The sequence below is a fragment of the Streptomyces sp. NPDC057486 genome (assembly GCF_042802415.1).
In the GTDB taxonomy this organism is placed as follows: Bacteria; Actinomycetota; Actinomycetes; order Streptomycetales; family Streptomycetaceae; genus Streptomyces; species Streptomyces yanii.
The window spans coordinates 401-15,622 of sequence record NZ_JBHVEE010000003.1; the positions used below are offsets into that span (position 1 = coordinate 401).

Here is a 15,222-nt window from a genome sequence, read left to right on the forward strand (position 1 = left end):
GACCGCGGTGGGCGTCCCGGTGGTGGCTTCGAGCGTCGTGACGACCGGCCGCGTGGGCCCCGTCGCGACGACGACAGCCGCGGCGGCGGGTTCCGCCGTGACGACAGTCGGCCCATGAGCGGCGGCGACCGCGGCGGGTTCCGTCGCGACGACAGCCGTGGCGGTGGCGGCGCCGGTAGGTTCCCCCGCGATGATCGTGCGCCGCGTCGTGAGGACGACCGTGGTGGGTACCGTGGACCGCGTCGTGATGACGACCGCGGTGGGCGTCCCGGTGGTGGCTTCGAGCGTCGTGACGACCGGCCGCGTGGGCCCCGTCGCGACGACGACAGCCGCGGCGGCGGGTTCCGTCGTGACGACAGCCGTGGTGGCGGTGGGTACCGCGGACAGCGGGACGACCGCGAGCGAGGTGGGTACCGCGGACAGCGGGACGACCGTGACCGTGGTGGATATCGCGGACAGCGGGACGAGCGTGGTGGCTACGACCGGGACCGTGAGCCGATCAAGCGGCTTCCCATCCCTGACGACGTCACCGGTGACGAGATCGACAAGGATGTGCGGCAGGAGCTGATGAGCCTGCCGAAGACCCTGGCCGAGGATGTTGCCCGCAACCTCGTCATGGTCGCCCGGCTCATCGACGAGGACCCCGAGCAGGCGTACGCGTACTCGCGCATTGCGCTGCGGCTGGCCTCGCGGGTGGCTGCGGTGCGGGAGGCGGCCGGCTTTGCCGCGTACGCGACGCAGAAGTACTCGGAGGCGCTGGCCGAGTTCCGGGCGGCGAAGCGGATGACCGGTTCCGTGGAGCTGTGGCCCGTCATGGCCGACTGCGAGCGTGGACTCGGGCGGCCCGAGCGGGCGTTGGCCATGGCCGGCGAGCCCGAGGTGCAGAAGCTGGACAAGGCCAGCCAGGTCGAGATGCGCCTGGTGGCCGCCGGGGCGCGCAGGGACATGGGGCAGATCGATGCCGCCATCGTCACCCTGCAGAGCTCCGAGCTCGCATCGAGCGCCGTGCACCCGTGGACGCCGCGACTGCGCTATGCGTACGCCGATGCGCTGCTGGCCGCGGGGCGCGAGGACGAGGCGCGTGAGTGGTTCGCGAAGGCCCTGGAGGCCGACAAGGACGGTGCCACCGACGCGTCGGACCGGCTCGCCGAGCTGGACGGTGTCGAGTTCGTCGACGCTCTCGGTGAGAGCGACGACGAGGACACGGTCGAGGCCGAAGCCGGCACCGACACCGATGTCGATGATGCGGATGAGGGCGGGTCGGCGAAGGCGTAGGACATGAGAGAGGGCGGCATCCCGCAAGGGACGCCGCCCTCTTTTTTTGTGTCCTGCGTCCGTGCCCGCCGTCAGCCGAGGGCGAGGCTCCGCAGGACCAGGCCCGTGGCCGGCTTGGGGCCGAACGAGGTCGACTTGCGGGGCATGGTGACTCCCTGTCGGGCCAGGTCCCGGACGACTTCTTCGCGTACCGGATGCATCAGGACCGCGGTGGCGTTGCGGCGCTCGGCCTGTTCCACGGCTGCCTCGGTGTCGTGTATGTACGCGATGCGTTCCGGGCTGTCGGGGATCTGCCACACATGGTCGAGCAGCGTCGCGTGCAGCACCGTCGCATCGAGAGTGCGCCAGGCGGGTGGGCGGTCGGCCGGGATCGTGCGGGCCAGCAGTGCCTCGTCCGGGCGGTCGACGAGATGGAACCGGCCGTCGCCTGCCAGCAGGAAGGCGTTGCCCTCGGCGGCCGCCTCGGCGAGGGCGTCGAGGGCCACGGGGAGTGGTTCATCGATGTCGCGGACGCGGAAGGTGCCGTTCAACGCGGCCAGGGCGTCGGCGACGGGGAGGCGGTGCAGCAGCCGGTGGATGGCGCGGACCCGGAGCGGGTAGCGGGCCGTGTCGACGAGGAGGACCAGGCCGAAGTCCCAGGGGCCCGGGTCGGTGTGTTCCTGCTGCAGCCGGAGGTAGGTGGCCCATCGGTGGTGGCCGTCGGCGATGAGCGCCTGGTGGCGGGCGAGGTCGGTCTCGATCTCGGACCGGTCGGCCGGGTCGGTGACCGCCCAGAGCCGGTGCCGGTAGCCGTCCTCGGTGGTCGTCGCGAGCAGCGGCGGCCGGTGGATGGTGCGCTCGATCACAGCGGTCGCGCCGGTCGGGTCGCCCTCGCTGCGGTAGGTGAGCAGGAGCGGTTCCAGGTGGGCGGCTGTGGTGCGCATCAGGTTGGCGCGATCCTCGACGACATGGGCCATGACGTCCTCGTGCGGCAGGACGATGCCGTCGGCGGGGGAGGAGAGCGCCAGTGCTCCCACGATGCCGCGCTGCAGGATCTCGCCGCTGCGCTGCTCGTAGACGTAGAGCGCGGGCTCGCTCTCGGGGACCAGTATGCCCTCGTCGAGCCAGCGGTTCAGAGTCTCGGCGGCCTGCTCCTGGCGGGCGGCGGGCGTGTCGGCCTGCGGCAGGATCAACCTGACGATGTTGTGCGGGTCCGCCGATTCCAGGTGGTGCAGCCCGTCGGGGCGCACGACGACGTCGTACGGCGGTGAGGTCACCGCCGCGAGACTGCCGACCCGCTCGGGGACGTAGCGAAGACCGCGGAACGGGATCAGGCGCAGTCCCTGGCCGGTGGGACCTGGTGTCTTCATTTCTGCATCGTATGTGCGTTGTGGCGATGCGCGATGATCGGGGGAGAAGCATGCAATGAGGAGCGTAAAGATATGAGTCAGGTGAGCAGGAACCGGCCGAGCGGGATCAGCACTGCGCTGAGCGAGGCGTACGACACGGCTCTGCTGGATCTTGACGGGGTGGTGTACGCGGGCGGCCACGCGATCGTGCATGCCGTCGATTCGCTGGGCGTCGCGCGGGACCGCGGCATGCATCTCGCGTACGTGACCAACAATGCGCTGCGTACGCCGGCTGCCGTGGCGGACCATCTGACCGAGCTCGGAGTGCCGGCCGAGCCCGCCGACGTGATCACCTCGGCGCAGGCGGTGGCCCGGCTGATGGCCGATCAGCTGCCTGCCGGGGCTCGGGTGCTCGTGGTCGGAGGTGAGGGGCTGAAGGTCGCGCTGGAGGAGCGCGGGCTGGTGCCGGTGGAGTCGGCGGACGACGAGCCGGTGGCGGTGGCGCAGGGGTACGGCGGTCCCGACATGGCGTGGGGGCGGTTCGCGGAGGCTGCATACGCGATCAACCGTGGGGTGCCGTGGTTCGCGTCCAACACCGATCTGACGATTCCGAGCGCCCGGGGGATCGCGCCGGGCAATGGTGCGGCGGTCGAGGTCGTACGGATCGCCACCGGTGCCGAGCCGCAGGTCGCGGGGAAGCCCCTGCCGCCGATGCACCGTGAGACCGTGCTGCGGACCGGGGCGGAGCGGCCGCTGGTGGTCGGGGACCGGCTGGACACGGACATCGAGGGTGCGTTCAACGGTGGAGTGGACTCACTGCTGGTGCTCACCGGGGTGACGGACGCGGCGCAGCTGGTGGCGGCCGAGCCGAAGCACCGGCCGACGTATGTGGATGCGGATCTGCGGGGACTGCTCACCGGGCAGCCCGAGGTGACGGAGAACGGCGGTGGGTTCGGCTGCGGTGGCTGGACGGCCGTGGTGCGCGGCGACGAGCTGGCGCTGGAGGGCGACGGGGACGTGCTCGACGGGCTGCGGGCGCTGTGCGGGGCCGCCTGGTCGTACGCCGGTGAGGGGGCGTGCCGGCTTGATGCGGGGAAGGCGGTGGCCAGGCTCGGGCTGTAGTCCGGCGGCAGCCGGAGGGAGCTGCGCGCGGGGCGTGGGCAACTGGGCGGGAGGGTCCGGGAGTTCGCCGGGGCGACGGATCCTTGCGGGATGAATCGGGCGTATGCGGCGTTCCGTTGCGTACGGAGGCCGGGCGACTCGACAACTTAAGAGGGTAGGCTAACCTAACCTCGTGTTGGTCGAGAGTCCGCCAGAGCCGAGCGCAGGTCCCAGAGCCGCGCCGGTGACATCCGCGCCCCCCGGGCGCCATGCGATCCGTGCCGCAGGGCTGTTGATGGCCGTGGTCGCGCTGGTGCTGGTATGCCTCGCGAGTGTCGCGATCGGTGCCAAGGCGCTGCCCCTCGCCGATGTCTGGCACGGTCTGTTCCACGCCTCGGGGACCCATGGCGATGTCCTCGTGCGGGAGGTGCGCATCCCGCGGACCGTGCTCGGGCTGATCGTCGGCACCGCGCTCGGCCTCGCCGGTGCGGTGATGCAGGCCCTGACCCGTAACCCGCTGGCGGAACCCGGACTGCTCGGGGTCAACGCAGGAGCCTCGGCAGCTGTCGTCTCCGCGATCAGCTTCTTCGGTGTCACCTCGCTGACCGGGTACGTGTGGTTCGCGTTCCTCGGCGCCGCGGTCGTGTCGGTCGCGGTGTACCTGCTCGGTGGCAGCCGGTCCGCGACACCTGTACGCCTCGCCCTCGCAGGGACCGCGGCCAGCGCCGCGCTGTTCGGCTATGTCAACGCCGTACAGCTGCTGGACGCGGCGGCGCTCGACCGGCTGCGGTTCTGGACGGTCGGGTCGCTGGCCTCGGCGAACATGGAGACCGTCGGCAAGGTGTGGCCGTTCATCGCGGTCGGTGTCGTCCTCGCACTGCTCATCGCCCGGCCGCTGAACGCCCTGGAGATGGGCGACGACACCGCCAGGGCGCTCGGCGCCCACCTGACCCGCACCCGCGTCCTCGCGATGCTCGCCGTCACTCTGCTGTGCGGGGCCGCGACCGCCGCCTGCGGGCCGATCGTCTTCATCGGGCTGATGATCCCGCACCTGGTGCGCGCGATCACCGGCCCCGACATGCGGTGGATCCTGCCCTACGCGGCCGTGCTCGCCCCGGTGCTGCTGCTCGGCGCTGACGTGGTGGGGCGGGTGATCGCCCGGCCGTCCGAGCTGCAGGTCGGCATCGTCACCGCGCTGCTCGGCGGTCCCGTCTTCATCCATCTCGTACGCCGCAAGAGGATGGCCCAGCTGTGAAGGCCATGAAGACCCGTACGAAGGGCGGGGCCGGCACGGTTCGGGCCGTACGGACCGGCGGGGGGCTCTCCTTCCGGGTGGACGTCCGGGCGTTCGTGGTGATCGTGCTCCTCGCCGCTGTGGCAGCCGGGGCCGGGATCGTGCTCATCGGCAGCGGCGACTACACGATGACGCCCGGCGAGGTCGTCAGCACGCTGCTCGGACACGGCACCTTCCAGCAGGAGTTCATCGTCACGGACCTGCGCCTGCCACGGGTCCTCGTCGGGCTCCTGGTCGGGGCGGCGCTCGGGGTCGGCGGTGCCGTGTTCCAGACCATCTCCCGCAACCCGCTCGGCAGCCCCGACGTGCTCGGCTTCGGCCAGGGTGGCACCGTCGGTGCGCTGACCGTGATCGTCCTCTTCCAGGGCGGGGCCGCCGCGGTCGCGGGCGGCGCCGTGGTCGGCGGGCTGCTCACCGGCGCCGCGGTGTACCTGCTGGCGTGGAAACGAGGGGTCCACGGCTACCGGCTGGTGCTCGTCGGTATCGGCGCGGCCGCGATGCTCACCGCCGCCACCCAGTATCTGATCACCAAGGCCAACCTGGTGGACGCGACCCGCGCCGTCGTCTGGATGACCGGCTCGCTGGACGGGCGCGACTGGGCGCAGGTCCGGCCGCTGCTGGTGGTGTGCGGCCTGCTCATTCCGTTGGTGCTCGGGCACGGGCGGGCGCTGCGCATGATGGAGATGGGCGACGACGCCGCGTACGCCCTGGGGGTACGGGTGGAACGCACCCGGCTCGTCCTGATGGGCTGCGCCGTGCTGCTCGTCGCCGTCGCCACCGCCGCCGCCGGCCCCATCGCCTTCGTTTCGCTGAGCGCCCCGCAGTTGGCCCGTCGGCTCACTCGCTCACCCGGGCCCAATCTGGCGCCCGCCGCCTTCATGGGGGCCGCGCTGCTGCTCGTCGCCGACTGGATCGCGATGGACTCCTTCGGCGACCGGCAGCTGCCGGTCGGTGTTGTCACCGGCGTGCTGGGTGGCTGCTACCTGCTGTGGCTGCTCGTCTCCGAGCGTAGGGCGGGGCGGATATGAGAACCCGCAGGACGGTGAATCCGCCCCGTAGGACCAGCCCGTCGATGACCCATCCCACCGACTCCCGGAGTACGACCATGCAGCGCCTCACCGCGGATTCGGTGACCCTCGGCTACGACCAGCGGGTCATCGCGGAGAACCTCTCGGTCGAGATCCCCGACAACTCGTTCACCGTGATCGTCGGCCCCAACGCCTGTGGGAAGTCCACGCTGCTGCGGGCACTGTCCCGGATGCTCAAACCGAGCCGGGGGCAGGTGCTGCTGGACGGGCAGACGATCCATGCGATGCCCGCGAAGAAGGTCGCGAAGACCCTGGGGCTGCTGCCGCAGTCCTCGATCGCGCCCGACGGCATCACCGTCGCGGACCTGGTGGCACGCGGTCGGTATCCGCATCAGGGGCTGCTGCGGCAGTGGTCGCCGGACGACGAACGCATTGTCGAGGAATCGATGATGTCGACCGGTGTCCGCGAGCTGGCCGATCGCTATGTCGACGAACTGTCCGGCGGTCAGCGGCAGCGTGTCTGGATCGCGATGGCGCTTGCGCAGGAGACGCCGCTGCTGCTGCTCGACGAGCCGACGACGTACCTCGACATCCAGCACCAGATCGATGTCCTCGACCTGTGCGCGGAGCTGCATGAGACGCGCGGGCGGACGTTGGTCGCCGTGCTCCACGACCTGAACCACGCCGCGCGCTACGCCACGCATCTGATTGCCATGCGCGGGGGCGAGGTCATTGCCGAGGGGCCGCCGGGAGACGTGGTCACGGCGGAGCTGGTGGAGCGGGTGTTCGGGCTGCGGTGCCAGGTGATCGATGATCCGGAGACGGGGACGCCGTTGGTGGTGCCGGCCGCACGGGGCGCGCGTAACGCGCGGGGCGCGCGCGTTACGGATTCGGTGGGAGCCTGAGCGGGACTGCACTGCCTGTCGGCGCGCTCTGTCCTCGATCGCCGGACGGGTTTGATTCCGGCGGGCGTGATCGATCAGCGCGGCAGGCCTGACGGTGTGGGTGTGGCCGGTTGCCCCAGTGGTCCGGGGGTGCTTGTACTACAGCAGTGTTCTGAGGCGCATGAGGTCTCGGAGGCTTGCCTCCAGCCGGACCCGGCCCGAGGCCCAGGCCTTTGCGAAGTTCAGGTTCCCGTTCACCATGGCCACCAGGTCGTCGCCGTTCATCGCGAGCCGGATCTCGGCCTTCTCGCTCGGCGGGCCCTCGATCGTGTCGAGTACCTGGATCCGGCCGTCCTTGAGACGGCCGGTGAAGGTGATCCCGAGATCCTTGATGTGACAGCTCAGCGAGCGGTCCAGGGCAGCCGCGCTGCGCACGTCGCCCTCGGCCGTCGCGAGGTTGTCGGAAAGTCTGTCGAGTGCGCTGCGGCACTCCGCCATGGTCGCCATCGTGACTGACGGTACCCCAGGCCTTCGCGGTAGCGTTTCCGCATGAGCGACTTGATGCCGGAAGCCGCGGCTGCACCCGGGGAATCGGTGGAGACGGCCGGCCCCGCACCCGAGCCCGCAGCCCCCGCCCCCCTAGGCGTCACGCGCACCCCCACCGGCCACGCCGAGATCGACGCGGGGCTGGAGCGGCTGGCCGATGCGGACCACCTCCCGGCGGAGGGACACATCGAGGTGTACGAGGATGTACACCGTGGGCTGCGCGATGCGCTGACCGCGCTGGATGCCCGGCCCGCACCCGCACCGGTACCCGCACCGATGCCCCCGTACAACAACAGGAGCTGAACCGAACGTGGCAGGAGTGGCACGTCGCCGCCTCGACGCCGAGCTGGTACGCCGAAAGCTCGCCCGCTCACGCGAGCATGCGAGCCAGCTGATCGCCGCAGGGCGGGTGACCGTCGGCGGCAACACCGCGACCAAACCCGCCACCCAGGTCGAGACCAGCGCCGCGGTCGTCGTCATCAAGGACGACAGCGACCCCGAGTACGTCTCGCGCGGCGGGCACAAGCTCGCGGGCGCCCTCGCCGCCTTCGTACCCCTCGGGCTGAAGGTCGAGGGACGGCGGGCGCTGGACGCAGGGGCGTCGACCGGTGGATTCACCGACGTGCTGCTGCGGGCCGGAGCCGGTCATGTCGTCGCCGTCGACGTGGGCTACGGGCAGCTCGCCTGGTCGCTGCAGTCCGATGAACGCGTCACCGTCAAGGACCGCACCAACGTACGTGAATTGACGCTGGAGGCGATCGACGGCGAGGCGGTGGACCTGGTGGTCGGCGATCTGTCGTTCATCCCGCTGGGGCTCGTCCTGCCTGCTCTGGCGCGCTGTGCCGCCCCCGACGCGGACCTGGTCCTGATGGTCAAGCCGCAGTTCGAGGTCGGCAAGGAGCGGCTGGGCAGCGGTGGCGTGGTACGCAGCCCCGAGCTGCGGGCCGAAGCGGTACGGGAGGTCGCGCGCCGGGCCTGGGGGCTGGGCCTCGGAGTGCGCGGAGTGACCGCGAGCCCACTGCCCGGGCCTTCCGGCAATGTCGAGTATTTTCTCTGGCTGCGGGCCGGAGCGCCTGAGCTGGATCCCGCGGATGTCGACCGTGCAGTGGCGGAGGGGCCTCGTTGACGACGAATGCGGCACGAACAGTCTTTCTTTTGGCGCATACCGGCCGACCGGCCGCGATCCGCAGCGCCGAGCTCGTGGTGCAGGGGCTGCTGCGCAGCGGACTCGGGGTACGGGTCCTTGCCGCGGAGGCCGCCGACCTGCCGCTCCCGACGGCCGTGGAGACGGTCGACGACGCGACGCCCGCGGCGGTCGACGGCTGTGAGCTGCTGATCGTCCTCGGCGGGGACGGGACGCTGTTGCGCGGCGCCGAGATCTCCCGGGCCTCCGGGGTGCCGATGCTCGGTGTCAACCTCGGCCGGGTCGGCTTCCTCGCCGAGGCCGAGCGGGACGACCTGGACAAGGTGGTCGACCGGGTCGTCACCCGGGCTTACCGGGTCGAGGAGCGCATGACGATCGACGTCCTCGTGCACAGCAACGGCGACATCGTCCACACCGACTGGGCGATGAACGAAGCGGCCGTGCAGAAGGTGTCGCCCGAGCGGATGCTCGAGGTCGTCCTGGAGATCGACGGGCGCCCGGTCACCGGCTTCGGCTGCGACGGGATCGTCTGTGCGACACCGACCGGCTCCACCGCGTACGCCTTCTCGGCGGGCGGGCCGGTGGTGTGGCCGGAGGTCGAGGCGCTGCTGATGGTCCCGATCAGCGCCCACGCCCTGTTCGCCAAACCGCTGGTGACGTCGCCGACCTCGGTGCTCGCCGTCGAGGTCCAGCCGCACACACCGCACGGGGTGCTGTGGTGCGACGGGCGCAGGACCGTGGAGCTGCCGGCCGGAGCGCGGGTCGAGGTGCGGCGCGGCGCCGTGCCCGTGCGGCTGGCGCGGCTGCACCAGGCCTCGTTCACGGACCGGCTGGTGGCGAAGTTCGCGTTGCCCGTCTCGGGGTGGCGGGGCGCGCCCCACTGATCGCGTCGGTGCCGCAGATCACGGCCCTCCGGCGCACGGGAGAGTGAATCCGCGGCCGGGGCCCGTCGCACACCGGGGTCCGGACCTCGTAAGGTCGTGTCCGTGTTGGAGGAGATGCGGATACGGTCGCTCGGAGTCATCGACGACGCGGTGGTGGAGCTGTCACCAGGGTTCACCGCGGTGACGGGCGAGACCGGCGCGGGCAAGACCATGGTCGTCACCAGCCTGGGGCTGCTGCTCGGCGGGCGCGCCGACCCCGCCCTGGTGCGGATCGGTGCCAAGGCTGCCGTCGTCGAGGGACGGATCACGGTGTCCGCCGGTGACGCGGCCGCGGTACGGGCCGAGGAGGCCGGGGCCGAAATCGACGAGGGTGCGCTGCTGATCAGCCGTACCGTTTCCGCGGAGGGGCGCTCGCGTGCCCATCTCGGCGGACGGTCCGTGCCGGTGGGCGTCCTCACCGAACTCGCCGACGAACTCGTCGCCGTGCACGGCCAGACCGACCAGCAGGGGCTGCTCAAGCCCGCGCGGCAGCGGCAGGCCCTGGACCGGTATGCGGGCGACGGTGTCGCCGTGCCCCACGCCAAGTACGCGGCGGCGTACCGGCGGCTGCGGGCCGTCGTCACGGAGCTCGACGAGCTGACCACGCGCGCCCGCGAACGAGCCCAGGAAGCGGATCTGCTTCGCTTCGGACTGGGCGAGATCGCCGGCGTCGAACCGCTGCCCGGCGAGGACACCGACCTCGCCGCCGAGGCCGAACGGCTCGGTCACGCCGAAGCGCTTGCGTCCGCGGCCGCCCTGGCGCACGCCGCGCTCGCGGGCAACCCGGAGGACCAGGAGGGCGTCGACGCGACGACCGTCGTCGCCGCGGCCGGGCGGGCGCTCGACGCCGTCCGCGCCCACGACCCGGCGCTCGCCGCGCTCGCCGACCGGATCGGTGAGATCTCCATCCTGCTCGCCGATGTGGCGGGCGAACTGGCCGGGTACGCCGACCAGCTGGACGCCGACCCGTTGCGGCTCGCCGCGGTGGAGGAGCGGCGTGCCGCGCTCACCGCGCTCACCCGCAAGTACGGCGAGGACATCGCCGCCGTTCTCGCCTGGGCCGAGGACGGGGCCGACCGGCTCACCGAACTCGAGGGCGACGACGACCGGATCGGCGAGCTGACGGCCGAGCGGGACGCGCTGCGGGCCGAACTCTCCGGACTCGGACAGGCACTGACCGATGCGCGAACGGCGGCGGCGGCACTCTTCGCCGAAGCGGTGACCGAGGAACTGGCCTCCCTCGCCATGCCGCACGCCCGGGTCTCCTTCGACATCCGGCAGACCGACGCGGCGGACGAGGCGTCCGGCATCGACATCGGCGGGCGGAGCGTGCTCTACGGTCCGTCCGGCGCCGACGAGGTGGAACTGCTGCTGGCCCCGCACCCCGGCGCCCAGCCCCGGCCGATCGCCAAGGGCGCGTCGGGCGGTGAGCTGTCCCGGGTGATGCTCGCCGTCGAGGTGGTGTTCGCGGGCTCCGACCCCGTACCCACGTACCTCTTCGACGAGGTCGACGCGGGCGTCGGCGGCAAGGCGGCCGTCGAGGTCGGGCGGCGGCTGGCGAAGCTCGCCAAGTCCGCGCAGGTGGTCGTCGTCACGCACCTGCCGCAGGTGGCGGCGTTCGCCGACCGGCAGCTGCTGGTCGAGAAGACGGTCGACGGCGCGGTGACCCGGAGCGGTGTCACGGTCCTGGAGGGCGAGGACCGGGTGCGGGAGCTGTCCCGGATGCTCGCGGGGCAGGAGGACTCGGAGACGGCGCGGGCGCATGCGGAGGAGCTGCTGGCCGCGGCGCGGACGGACGGGTAGGCGACGGCGCACCGCTGCGGGGCGTCTTCGCCGTTCGGTGCGGGGACGGGCCGGCTTCGGTGTCTGCGGCGCGACGCGGTGTGCGGGCGGGCCTCGGCGCCCCTGCGTCCGAGCGCTCGGGGCGGACTCGTAGCCTGGCGGACATGGGAGCAATGATCAGCAGGGCCGCCGCCGGTGCCGTCGCCGCCGGGGTCGCGGGCGGGGTGTACCGGGTGCTGCGGAGGCGGCCGCGCCCGGGGTGGTTGCGGACCAACTACGCGGGGCACACCGTCGATCTGTATGCCGGGCCCGCCGTCGCGCTCGGTGCGGCCGCCGGGGCCGCCGTGCTCCCACTGCCGCCCCGCACCCGGACCGCCGCCGTCCTCGCCGTGCTGGCCGCCGGGGGCTGCGGGGCGTACGACGACTTCGTCGGCGCCGACGATTCGCGCCGCGGGTTCCGCGCCCATCTCACCGCGCTGCGGCACGGCGAGGTGACCAGTGGCGCCGTGAAGCTCTTCGGTATCGGGGCGGCCGGGCTCGCTGCCGGCGCGCTGCTGAAGGAACGGCCCGTCGACCGGGTCCTCGCCGGTGTCGTGATCGCCGGAACCGCTCATCTCGTCAACCTGACGGACCTGCGGCCGGGCGTCGCGACCGCCACCGTGCTGGCTCTCGGGACCCCGGGGCTGGTCCGGGGCGGACTCGGTGCCGCGCCGATGGGGGCCGTGGCAGCCCTCGCCGCCGAGGAGCTGGGGGAACGCACCATGATCGGGGACGCGGGGGCGCACGCCCTGGGCGCGGCCGTCGGTCTCGCGATCGTTGCAGGCAACGGCCGCGGCGGGCTCGCCGCCCATGCGGCGGGGGTCCTGGCCGCGGCGGTGCACGGGGACCGGATCAGCGGGCTCGCCCGGCGCTGTCGGATCGGTGACGGGCTGTCGGGGCGCTGACGCGTCGCCGCGTCGCCGGCGTGGAACTATCGCACCGTTGTCCTCACCCGTTCGGGTGGTAACGCACGCCCGGTTGTCGCTGTGTACACCGGAACCACGGCTCCGAGGTGCCGGAACGTGCGTACGGACTGGCATCCTTGGCGGTGCACATACCGCCGACTCGGTAGCCCCGGGAGCCATTCAACGTGTCACAGCTGCGTACGGTCCAAGTCCTGGGCGGCGGCAGTGCGGGCAGCAGCGCTCACGTCAGCTCGCTGGCCGCGGGGCTGGTGGCGAGAGGCGTACACGTCACCGTCTGCGCCCCGGCCGAACTGGACCGCGCCTACGACTTCTCCGGCACGGGGGCCCGCTTCGTCCCCGTACCGCGGCGCAGCGACCCCGCCGCCGTCGCCGCCCTGCGGGGCGCCTGCGTGGGGGCGGACGTGGTCCATGCGCACGGGCTGCACGCCGCCGTACGCACGGGTCTTGCGCTCGGTGGGCGGCGCACCCCCCTGGTTCTGACCTGGCACACCCGGGCGTACGCCGAAGGTGCTCGCAGCCGGCTGCTCCACCTTGTGGAGCGAAGGGCCGCCCGGGCGGCGGCCGTTGTGCTCGGTACGTCGTCGGACCTGGTCGACCGGGCGCGGCGGCGGGGCGCGCGCGACGCGAGACTCGCGCCGATCGCCGTTCCCCTGTCGCGCGTTCCCGCCGCTGTCCGCGACGAGGGCAAGGCGCGGGCCGAACTCGGAGTGGTGGGACGACCGTTAATCGTCTCCGTCGGCAGTCTCGTACCGCATCACGGGTACGACACGCTGCTCGACGCGGCACGGATGTGGCGTCAACTCGACCCCGTGCCCCTGCTGGTCATCGCGGGGGAGGGGCGGGAGCGGGGTGCCCTCCAGCGGCGGATCCGGGACGAGGAACTGCCCGTCAGACTGATCGGGAGCCGTGACGACGTCGCCGGGCTCCTCACCGCCGCCGATCTGGCCCTGTTGCCCAGTCGATGGGAGGCGCGGTCGCCGGTGGCGCAGGAGGCGCTGCGGATGGGGGTGCCCTTGGTCGCCACGGCGGTGGGCGGGATGCCCGAACTGGTCGGGGACGCGGCGGAACTTGTGCCGTACGGCAACGCGGAGGCCATGGCGCGGGTCGTGGTGCGGCTGCTGGGGGACCCGGCGGCTCGGGAGCGGATGGCCGGCACGGGGCTTGTGCAGGCGGCGAGTTGGCCCACGGAGGACGACACGATCGCGCAAGTCCTCAGTGTGTACGACGAGTTGGCTCAGCCGTCGGCGATCGGGCGGGGATGGTGAGGAGGCGACGGGGACGCCGGAGCCTCCCGCGGCCGTCTCGTTCTCAGTCGCCCGACGCTCCCGGTTTGGCGTGGCGGCGGGCTCTCAGGGCCAGGCTCAGAGCCAGCACCGTCTGAGGGTCGTCCAGGTCCGTGCCCAGCAGCTCGCCGATGCGGGCCAGGCGGTTGTAGAGGGTCTGGCGGTTCAGGTGCAGTTCGCGCGCCGTCTCCGCCTTGCGGCCCGCGTGGGCGAGATACGACTCCAGGGTGGGCAGCAGCGGCGGGCGCGAGGTGCGGTCGTGATCGCGCAGCGGACCGATCGCCCGTTCCACGAATGCCGCCAGGTCCGGATGGTCCCGCAGTCGCCACAGCAGCAGGTCGATGTCCAGGCGCCGGGCGTCGTACCAGGGCCGGTCGCTGAGCCCCTGCGCCGCCGTCGCCGTCTCCGCCGCGTGCCGCAGCCCGGCCCCGGCCGCCGCCCAGCCGCCCGCGACCCCGACCACCACGACCGGCGGATGAGAGCCCGCCCGCTCCAGCCCGGCCCGCTCGACGCCGGCCCGCAGCGCCGCCGCGACCCGGTCGGCCACCGCCGTACGCTCCGACTCGGACCGCAGGCCGACCAGCAGCGGAACCCTGCCCTCCACGGGGCGTACGCCGAGCAGCACCGGCACACCCACCGATGACAGCTCCTCCAGGACCGCTCGCGCCAGCAGCGCCCAGTTGCCCGACGGGGACAGCTCGGGGGCCAGTCGCATCACCACCGGCAGCAGCGGCGCTCCGCCCGGCTTGAAGCCCAGTACGCGGGCCTGCGCCGGTGCGTCCTCCGGGGTGATCCGGCCCTCCGCGAGGTCCGTCAGGAAATCGCCGCGGCCGCGCGCGGCGAGTTCCTCCTCCTGGCGGGCCTGCATCAGCACCACGGCGAGGATGCCCGCCGCCCGCTCCGCCGCCATCCGGTGCACCGTCACCAGCGGCCCGGACACCGCGAGGAGCACCAGCCTGGCCCGTACCGAGCCGGACCCGGGGCCGCCGCCCGGCACATCCACCAGCACCGCACCCGTGGGCGGTGCCTCGCGGGCCGCCCGGCCGCCGCGCATCCCGTCCCACACCTGGAGCGGATCGGCGGAGACCGGACCGGACTCGGTGCCCGCCGCGTACAGCAGCTGGCCGTCCGCCGTCTCCAGGAAGACCGGGTTGGCGGTGAAGTCCGCCAGAATGCCGAGCACCTGCGGGATCCCGCCGCCGCCGAGCAGCGCCTCCGTGCACCGCCGGTGCACGTCCTCGGCCTGCCGCAGCAGCGCGTAATGGCCGTTGACGATCTCGGTGTGGATCTCCTCGGTCACCGTCACGAACGGCACCTCGCGGTGCAGCTGCACGAGCGGCAGACCGGCTGCCCGCGCGGCGTCCACGATCGAGGCGGGCAGTCTGCTGAAGCGCGGCCCGAGCTCCACCACCAGGGCGGCGATCCCGCGGTCGGCGAGCCTGCGCACGAAGGTGCGCTGCTCGGCGGGGCGGGTGCCGAGCCCCAGACCGGTGGTGAGCAGCAGCTCACCGCCCTTGAGGAGGGACGCGATGTTCGGGACCTCGCCCGCGTGCACCCAGCGCACCGTGCGGTTCAGCCGGTCCGCGCCGGCCACCACCTCGGGGAGTCCGCTGCGCAGCCCCGGCAGTTCCAGGGCGCGCTGCACGGTGATTCCGCCTTGGTTCTCCAC

General features: G+C 72.6%; 15 protein-coding genes. 12 read left to right on the forward strand and 3 right to left on the reverse strand.

Features of this window, described 5'->3' with window-relative positions; translation table 11 throughout:
• The first annotated feature begins 190 nt into the window (after window positions 1-190).
• Together ACFU6I_RS02705 and ACFU6I_RS02710 are read left to right on the forward strand one after the other, a co-directional pair.
• The gene (locus ACFU6I_RS02705) at window positions 191-568 is read left to right on the forward strand and encodes a hypothetical protein (protein WP_384360610.1); all 378 of its coding nucleotides are present in this window, start codon (window positions 191-193) and stop codon (window positions 566-568) included.
• Window positions 568-1,275 (forward strand): tetratricopeptide repeat protein, encoded by a 708-nt coding sequence (locus tag ACFU6I_RS02710; protein ID WP_384360612.1) that lies wholly within the window; start codon window positions 568-570, stop codon window positions 1,273-1,275. Before ACFU6I_RS02705 ends, ACFU6I_RS02710 begins: the two co-directional genes overlap by 1 nt.
• Window positions 1,276-1,346: 71 nt before the next feature.
• Here ACFU6I_RS02710 and ACFU6I_RS02715 read toward each other — a convergent pair whose 3' ends face one another.
• A complete protein-coding gene (locus ACFU6I_RS02715; protein WP_384360614.1) occupies window positions 1,347-2,624 on the reverse strand; it encodes a DUF1015 domain-containing protein in 1,278 nt (425 codons plus the stop codon).
• 72 nt (window positions 2,625-2,696) lie between these two features.
• On the opposite strand from ACFU6I_RS02715, the gene ACFU6I_RS02720 reads away from it, so the two are divergent.
• The 4 genes from ACFU6I_RS02720 to ACFU6I_RS02735 all read left to right on the forward strand — a co-directional run bounded on the left by ACFU6I_RS02720 (window position 2,697) and on the right by ACFU6I_RS02735 (window position 6,931).
• Window positions 2,697-3,725: an HAD hydrolase-like protein gene (locus ACFU6I_RS02720; protein ID WP_384360616.1), complete on the forward strand. Its 1,029-nt coding sequence runs from the start codon at window positions 2,697-2,699 to the stop codon at window positions 3,723-3,725.
• Between the two features lie 274 nt (window positions 3,726-3,999).
• A complete protein-coding gene (locus ACFU6I_RS02725) occupies window positions 4,000-4,959 on the forward strand; it encodes an iron chelate uptake ABC transporter family permease subunit (protein ID WP_345513772.1) in 960 nt (319 codons plus the stop codon).
• Between the two features lie 5 nt (window positions 4,960-4,964).
• Window positions 4,965-6,026 (forward strand): FecCD family ABC transporter permease, encoded by a 1,062-nt coding sequence (locus tag ACFU6I_RS02730; RefSeq protein WP_384360886.1) that lies wholly within the window; start codon window positions 4,965-4,967, stop codon window positions 6,024-6,026.
• A gap of 77 nt (window positions 6,027-6,103) precedes the next feature.
• Window positions 6,104-6,931, forward strand: a complete 828-nt coding sequence (locus ACFU6I_RS02735; RefSeq protein WP_384360888.1) for an ABC transporter ATP-binding protein — start codon at window positions 6,104-6,106, stop codon at window positions 6,929-6,931.
• A gap of 138 nt (window positions 6,932-7,069) precedes the next feature.
• Here ACFU6I_RS02735 and ACFU6I_RS02740 read toward each other — a convergent pair whose 3' ends face one another.
• On the reverse strand, window positions 7,070-7,417 hold the full coding sequence (locus tag ACFU6I_RS02740) for an SCP2 sterol-binding domain-containing protein (RefSeq protein WP_266987247.1): 348 nt from the start codon (window positions 7,415-7,417) through the stop codon (window positions 7,070-7,072).
• Window positions 7,418-7,459: 42 nt separating this feature from the next.
• Here ACFU6I_RS02740 and ACFU6I_RS02745 point away from each other — a divergent pair, with 42 nt between their 5' ends.
• The 6 genes from ACFU6I_RS02745 (at window position 7,460) to ACFU6I_RS02770 (ending at window position 13,535) form a co-directional block, all read left to right on the forward strand.
• Window positions 7,460-7,759 carry a hypothetical protein gene (locus tag ACFU6I_RS02745; RefSeq protein ID WP_384360618.1) on the forward strand — a complete coding sequence of 100 codons (300 nt, stop codon included), beginning with the start codon at window positions 7,460-7,462 and terminating at the stop codon, window positions 7,757-7,759.
• Window positions 7,760-7,766: 7 nt separating this feature from the next.
• Window positions 7,767-8,582 (forward strand): TlyA family RNA methyltransferase, encoded by an 816-nt coding sequence (locus ACFU6I_RS02750; protein ID WP_266987249.1) that lies wholly within the window; start codon window positions 7,767-7,769, stop codon window positions 8,580-8,582.
• Window positions 8,579-9,484, forward strand: a complete 906-nt coding sequence (locus ACFU6I_RS02755) for an NAD kinase (protein WP_327247138.1) — start codon at window positions 8,579-8,581, stop codon at window positions 9,482-9,484. Before ACFU6I_RS02750 ends, ACFU6I_RS02755 begins: the two co-directional genes overlap by 4 nt.
• Before the next feature lie 96 nt (window positions 9,485-9,580).
• A complete protein-coding gene (gene recN / locus ACFU6I_RS02760) occupies window positions 9,581-11,326 on the forward strand; it encodes a DNA repair protein RecN (protein ID WP_384360620.1) in 1,746 nt (581 codons plus the stop codon).
• A 152-nt stretch (window positions 11,327-11,478) separates the two neighbouring features.
• Window positions 11,479-12,249, forward strand: coding sequence for a hypothetical protein (locus tag ACFU6I_RS02765; RefSeq protein ID WP_384360891.1), 771 nt, complete (start codon window positions 11,479-11,481; stop codon window positions 12,247-12,249).
• 185 nt (window positions 12,250-12,434) lie between these two features.
• Window positions 12,435-13,535, forward strand: a complete 1,101-nt coding sequence (locus tag ACFU6I_RS02770; protein ID WP_384360622.1) for a glycosyltransferase family 4 protein — start codon at window positions 12,435-12,437, stop codon at window positions 13,533-13,535.
• 43 nt (window positions 13,536-13,578) lie between these two features.
• On the opposite strand, the gene ACFU6I_RS02775 is transcribed toward ACFU6I_RS02770, so the two are convergent.
• Complete coding sequence (locus tag ACFU6I_RS02775; protein ID WP_384360624.1) at window positions 13,579-15,222, reverse strand: PucR family transcriptional regulator; 1,644 nt, start codon at window positions 15,220-15,222, stop codon at window positions 13,579-13,581.

Bases quoted from the DNA above. Each gene is read 5' to 3' on its own strand.
- ACFU6I_RS02705 (WP_384360610.1), top strand. From the start codon at position 191: ATGATCGTGCGCCGCGTCGTGAGGACGACCGTGGTGGGTACCGTGGAC.
- ACFU6I_RS02710 (WP_384360612.1), top strand. From the start codon at position 568: ATGAGCCTGCCGAAGACCCTGGCCGAGGATGTTGCCCGCAACCTCGTC.
- ACFU6I_RS02715 (WP_384360614.1), bottom strand. From the start codon at position 2,624: ATGAAGACACCAGGTCCCACCGGCCAGGGACTGCGCCTGATCCCGTTC.
- ACFU6I_RS02720 (WP_384360616.1), top strand. From the start codon at position 2,697: ATGAGTCAGGTGAGCAGGAACCGGCCGAGCGGGATCAGCACTGCGCTG.
- ACFU6I_RS02725 (WP_345513772.1), top strand. From the start codon at position 4,000: ATGGCCGTGGTCGCGCTGGTGCTGGTATGCCTCGCGAGTGTCGCGATC.
- ACFU6I_RS02730 (WP_384360886.1), top strand. From the start codon at position 4,965: ATGAAGACCCGTACGAAGGGCGGGGCCGGCACGGTTCGGGCCGTACGG.
- ACFU6I_RS02735 (WP_384360888.1), top strand. From the start codon at position 6,104: ATGCAGCGCCTCACCGCGGATTCGGTGACCCTCGGCTACGACCAGCGG.
- ACFU6I_RS02740 (WP_266987247.1), bottom strand. From the start codon at position 7,417: ATGGCGACCATGGCGGAGTGCCGCAGCGCACTCGACAGACTTTCCGAC.
- ACFU6I_RS02745 (WP_384360618.1), top strand. From the start codon at position 7,460: ATGAGCGACTTGATGCCGGAAGCCGCGGCTGCACCCGGGGAATCGGTG.
- ACFU6I_RS02765 (WP_384360891.1), top strand. From the start codon at position 11,479: ATGATCAGCAGGGCCGCCGCCGGTGCCGTCGCCGCCGGGGTCGCGGGC.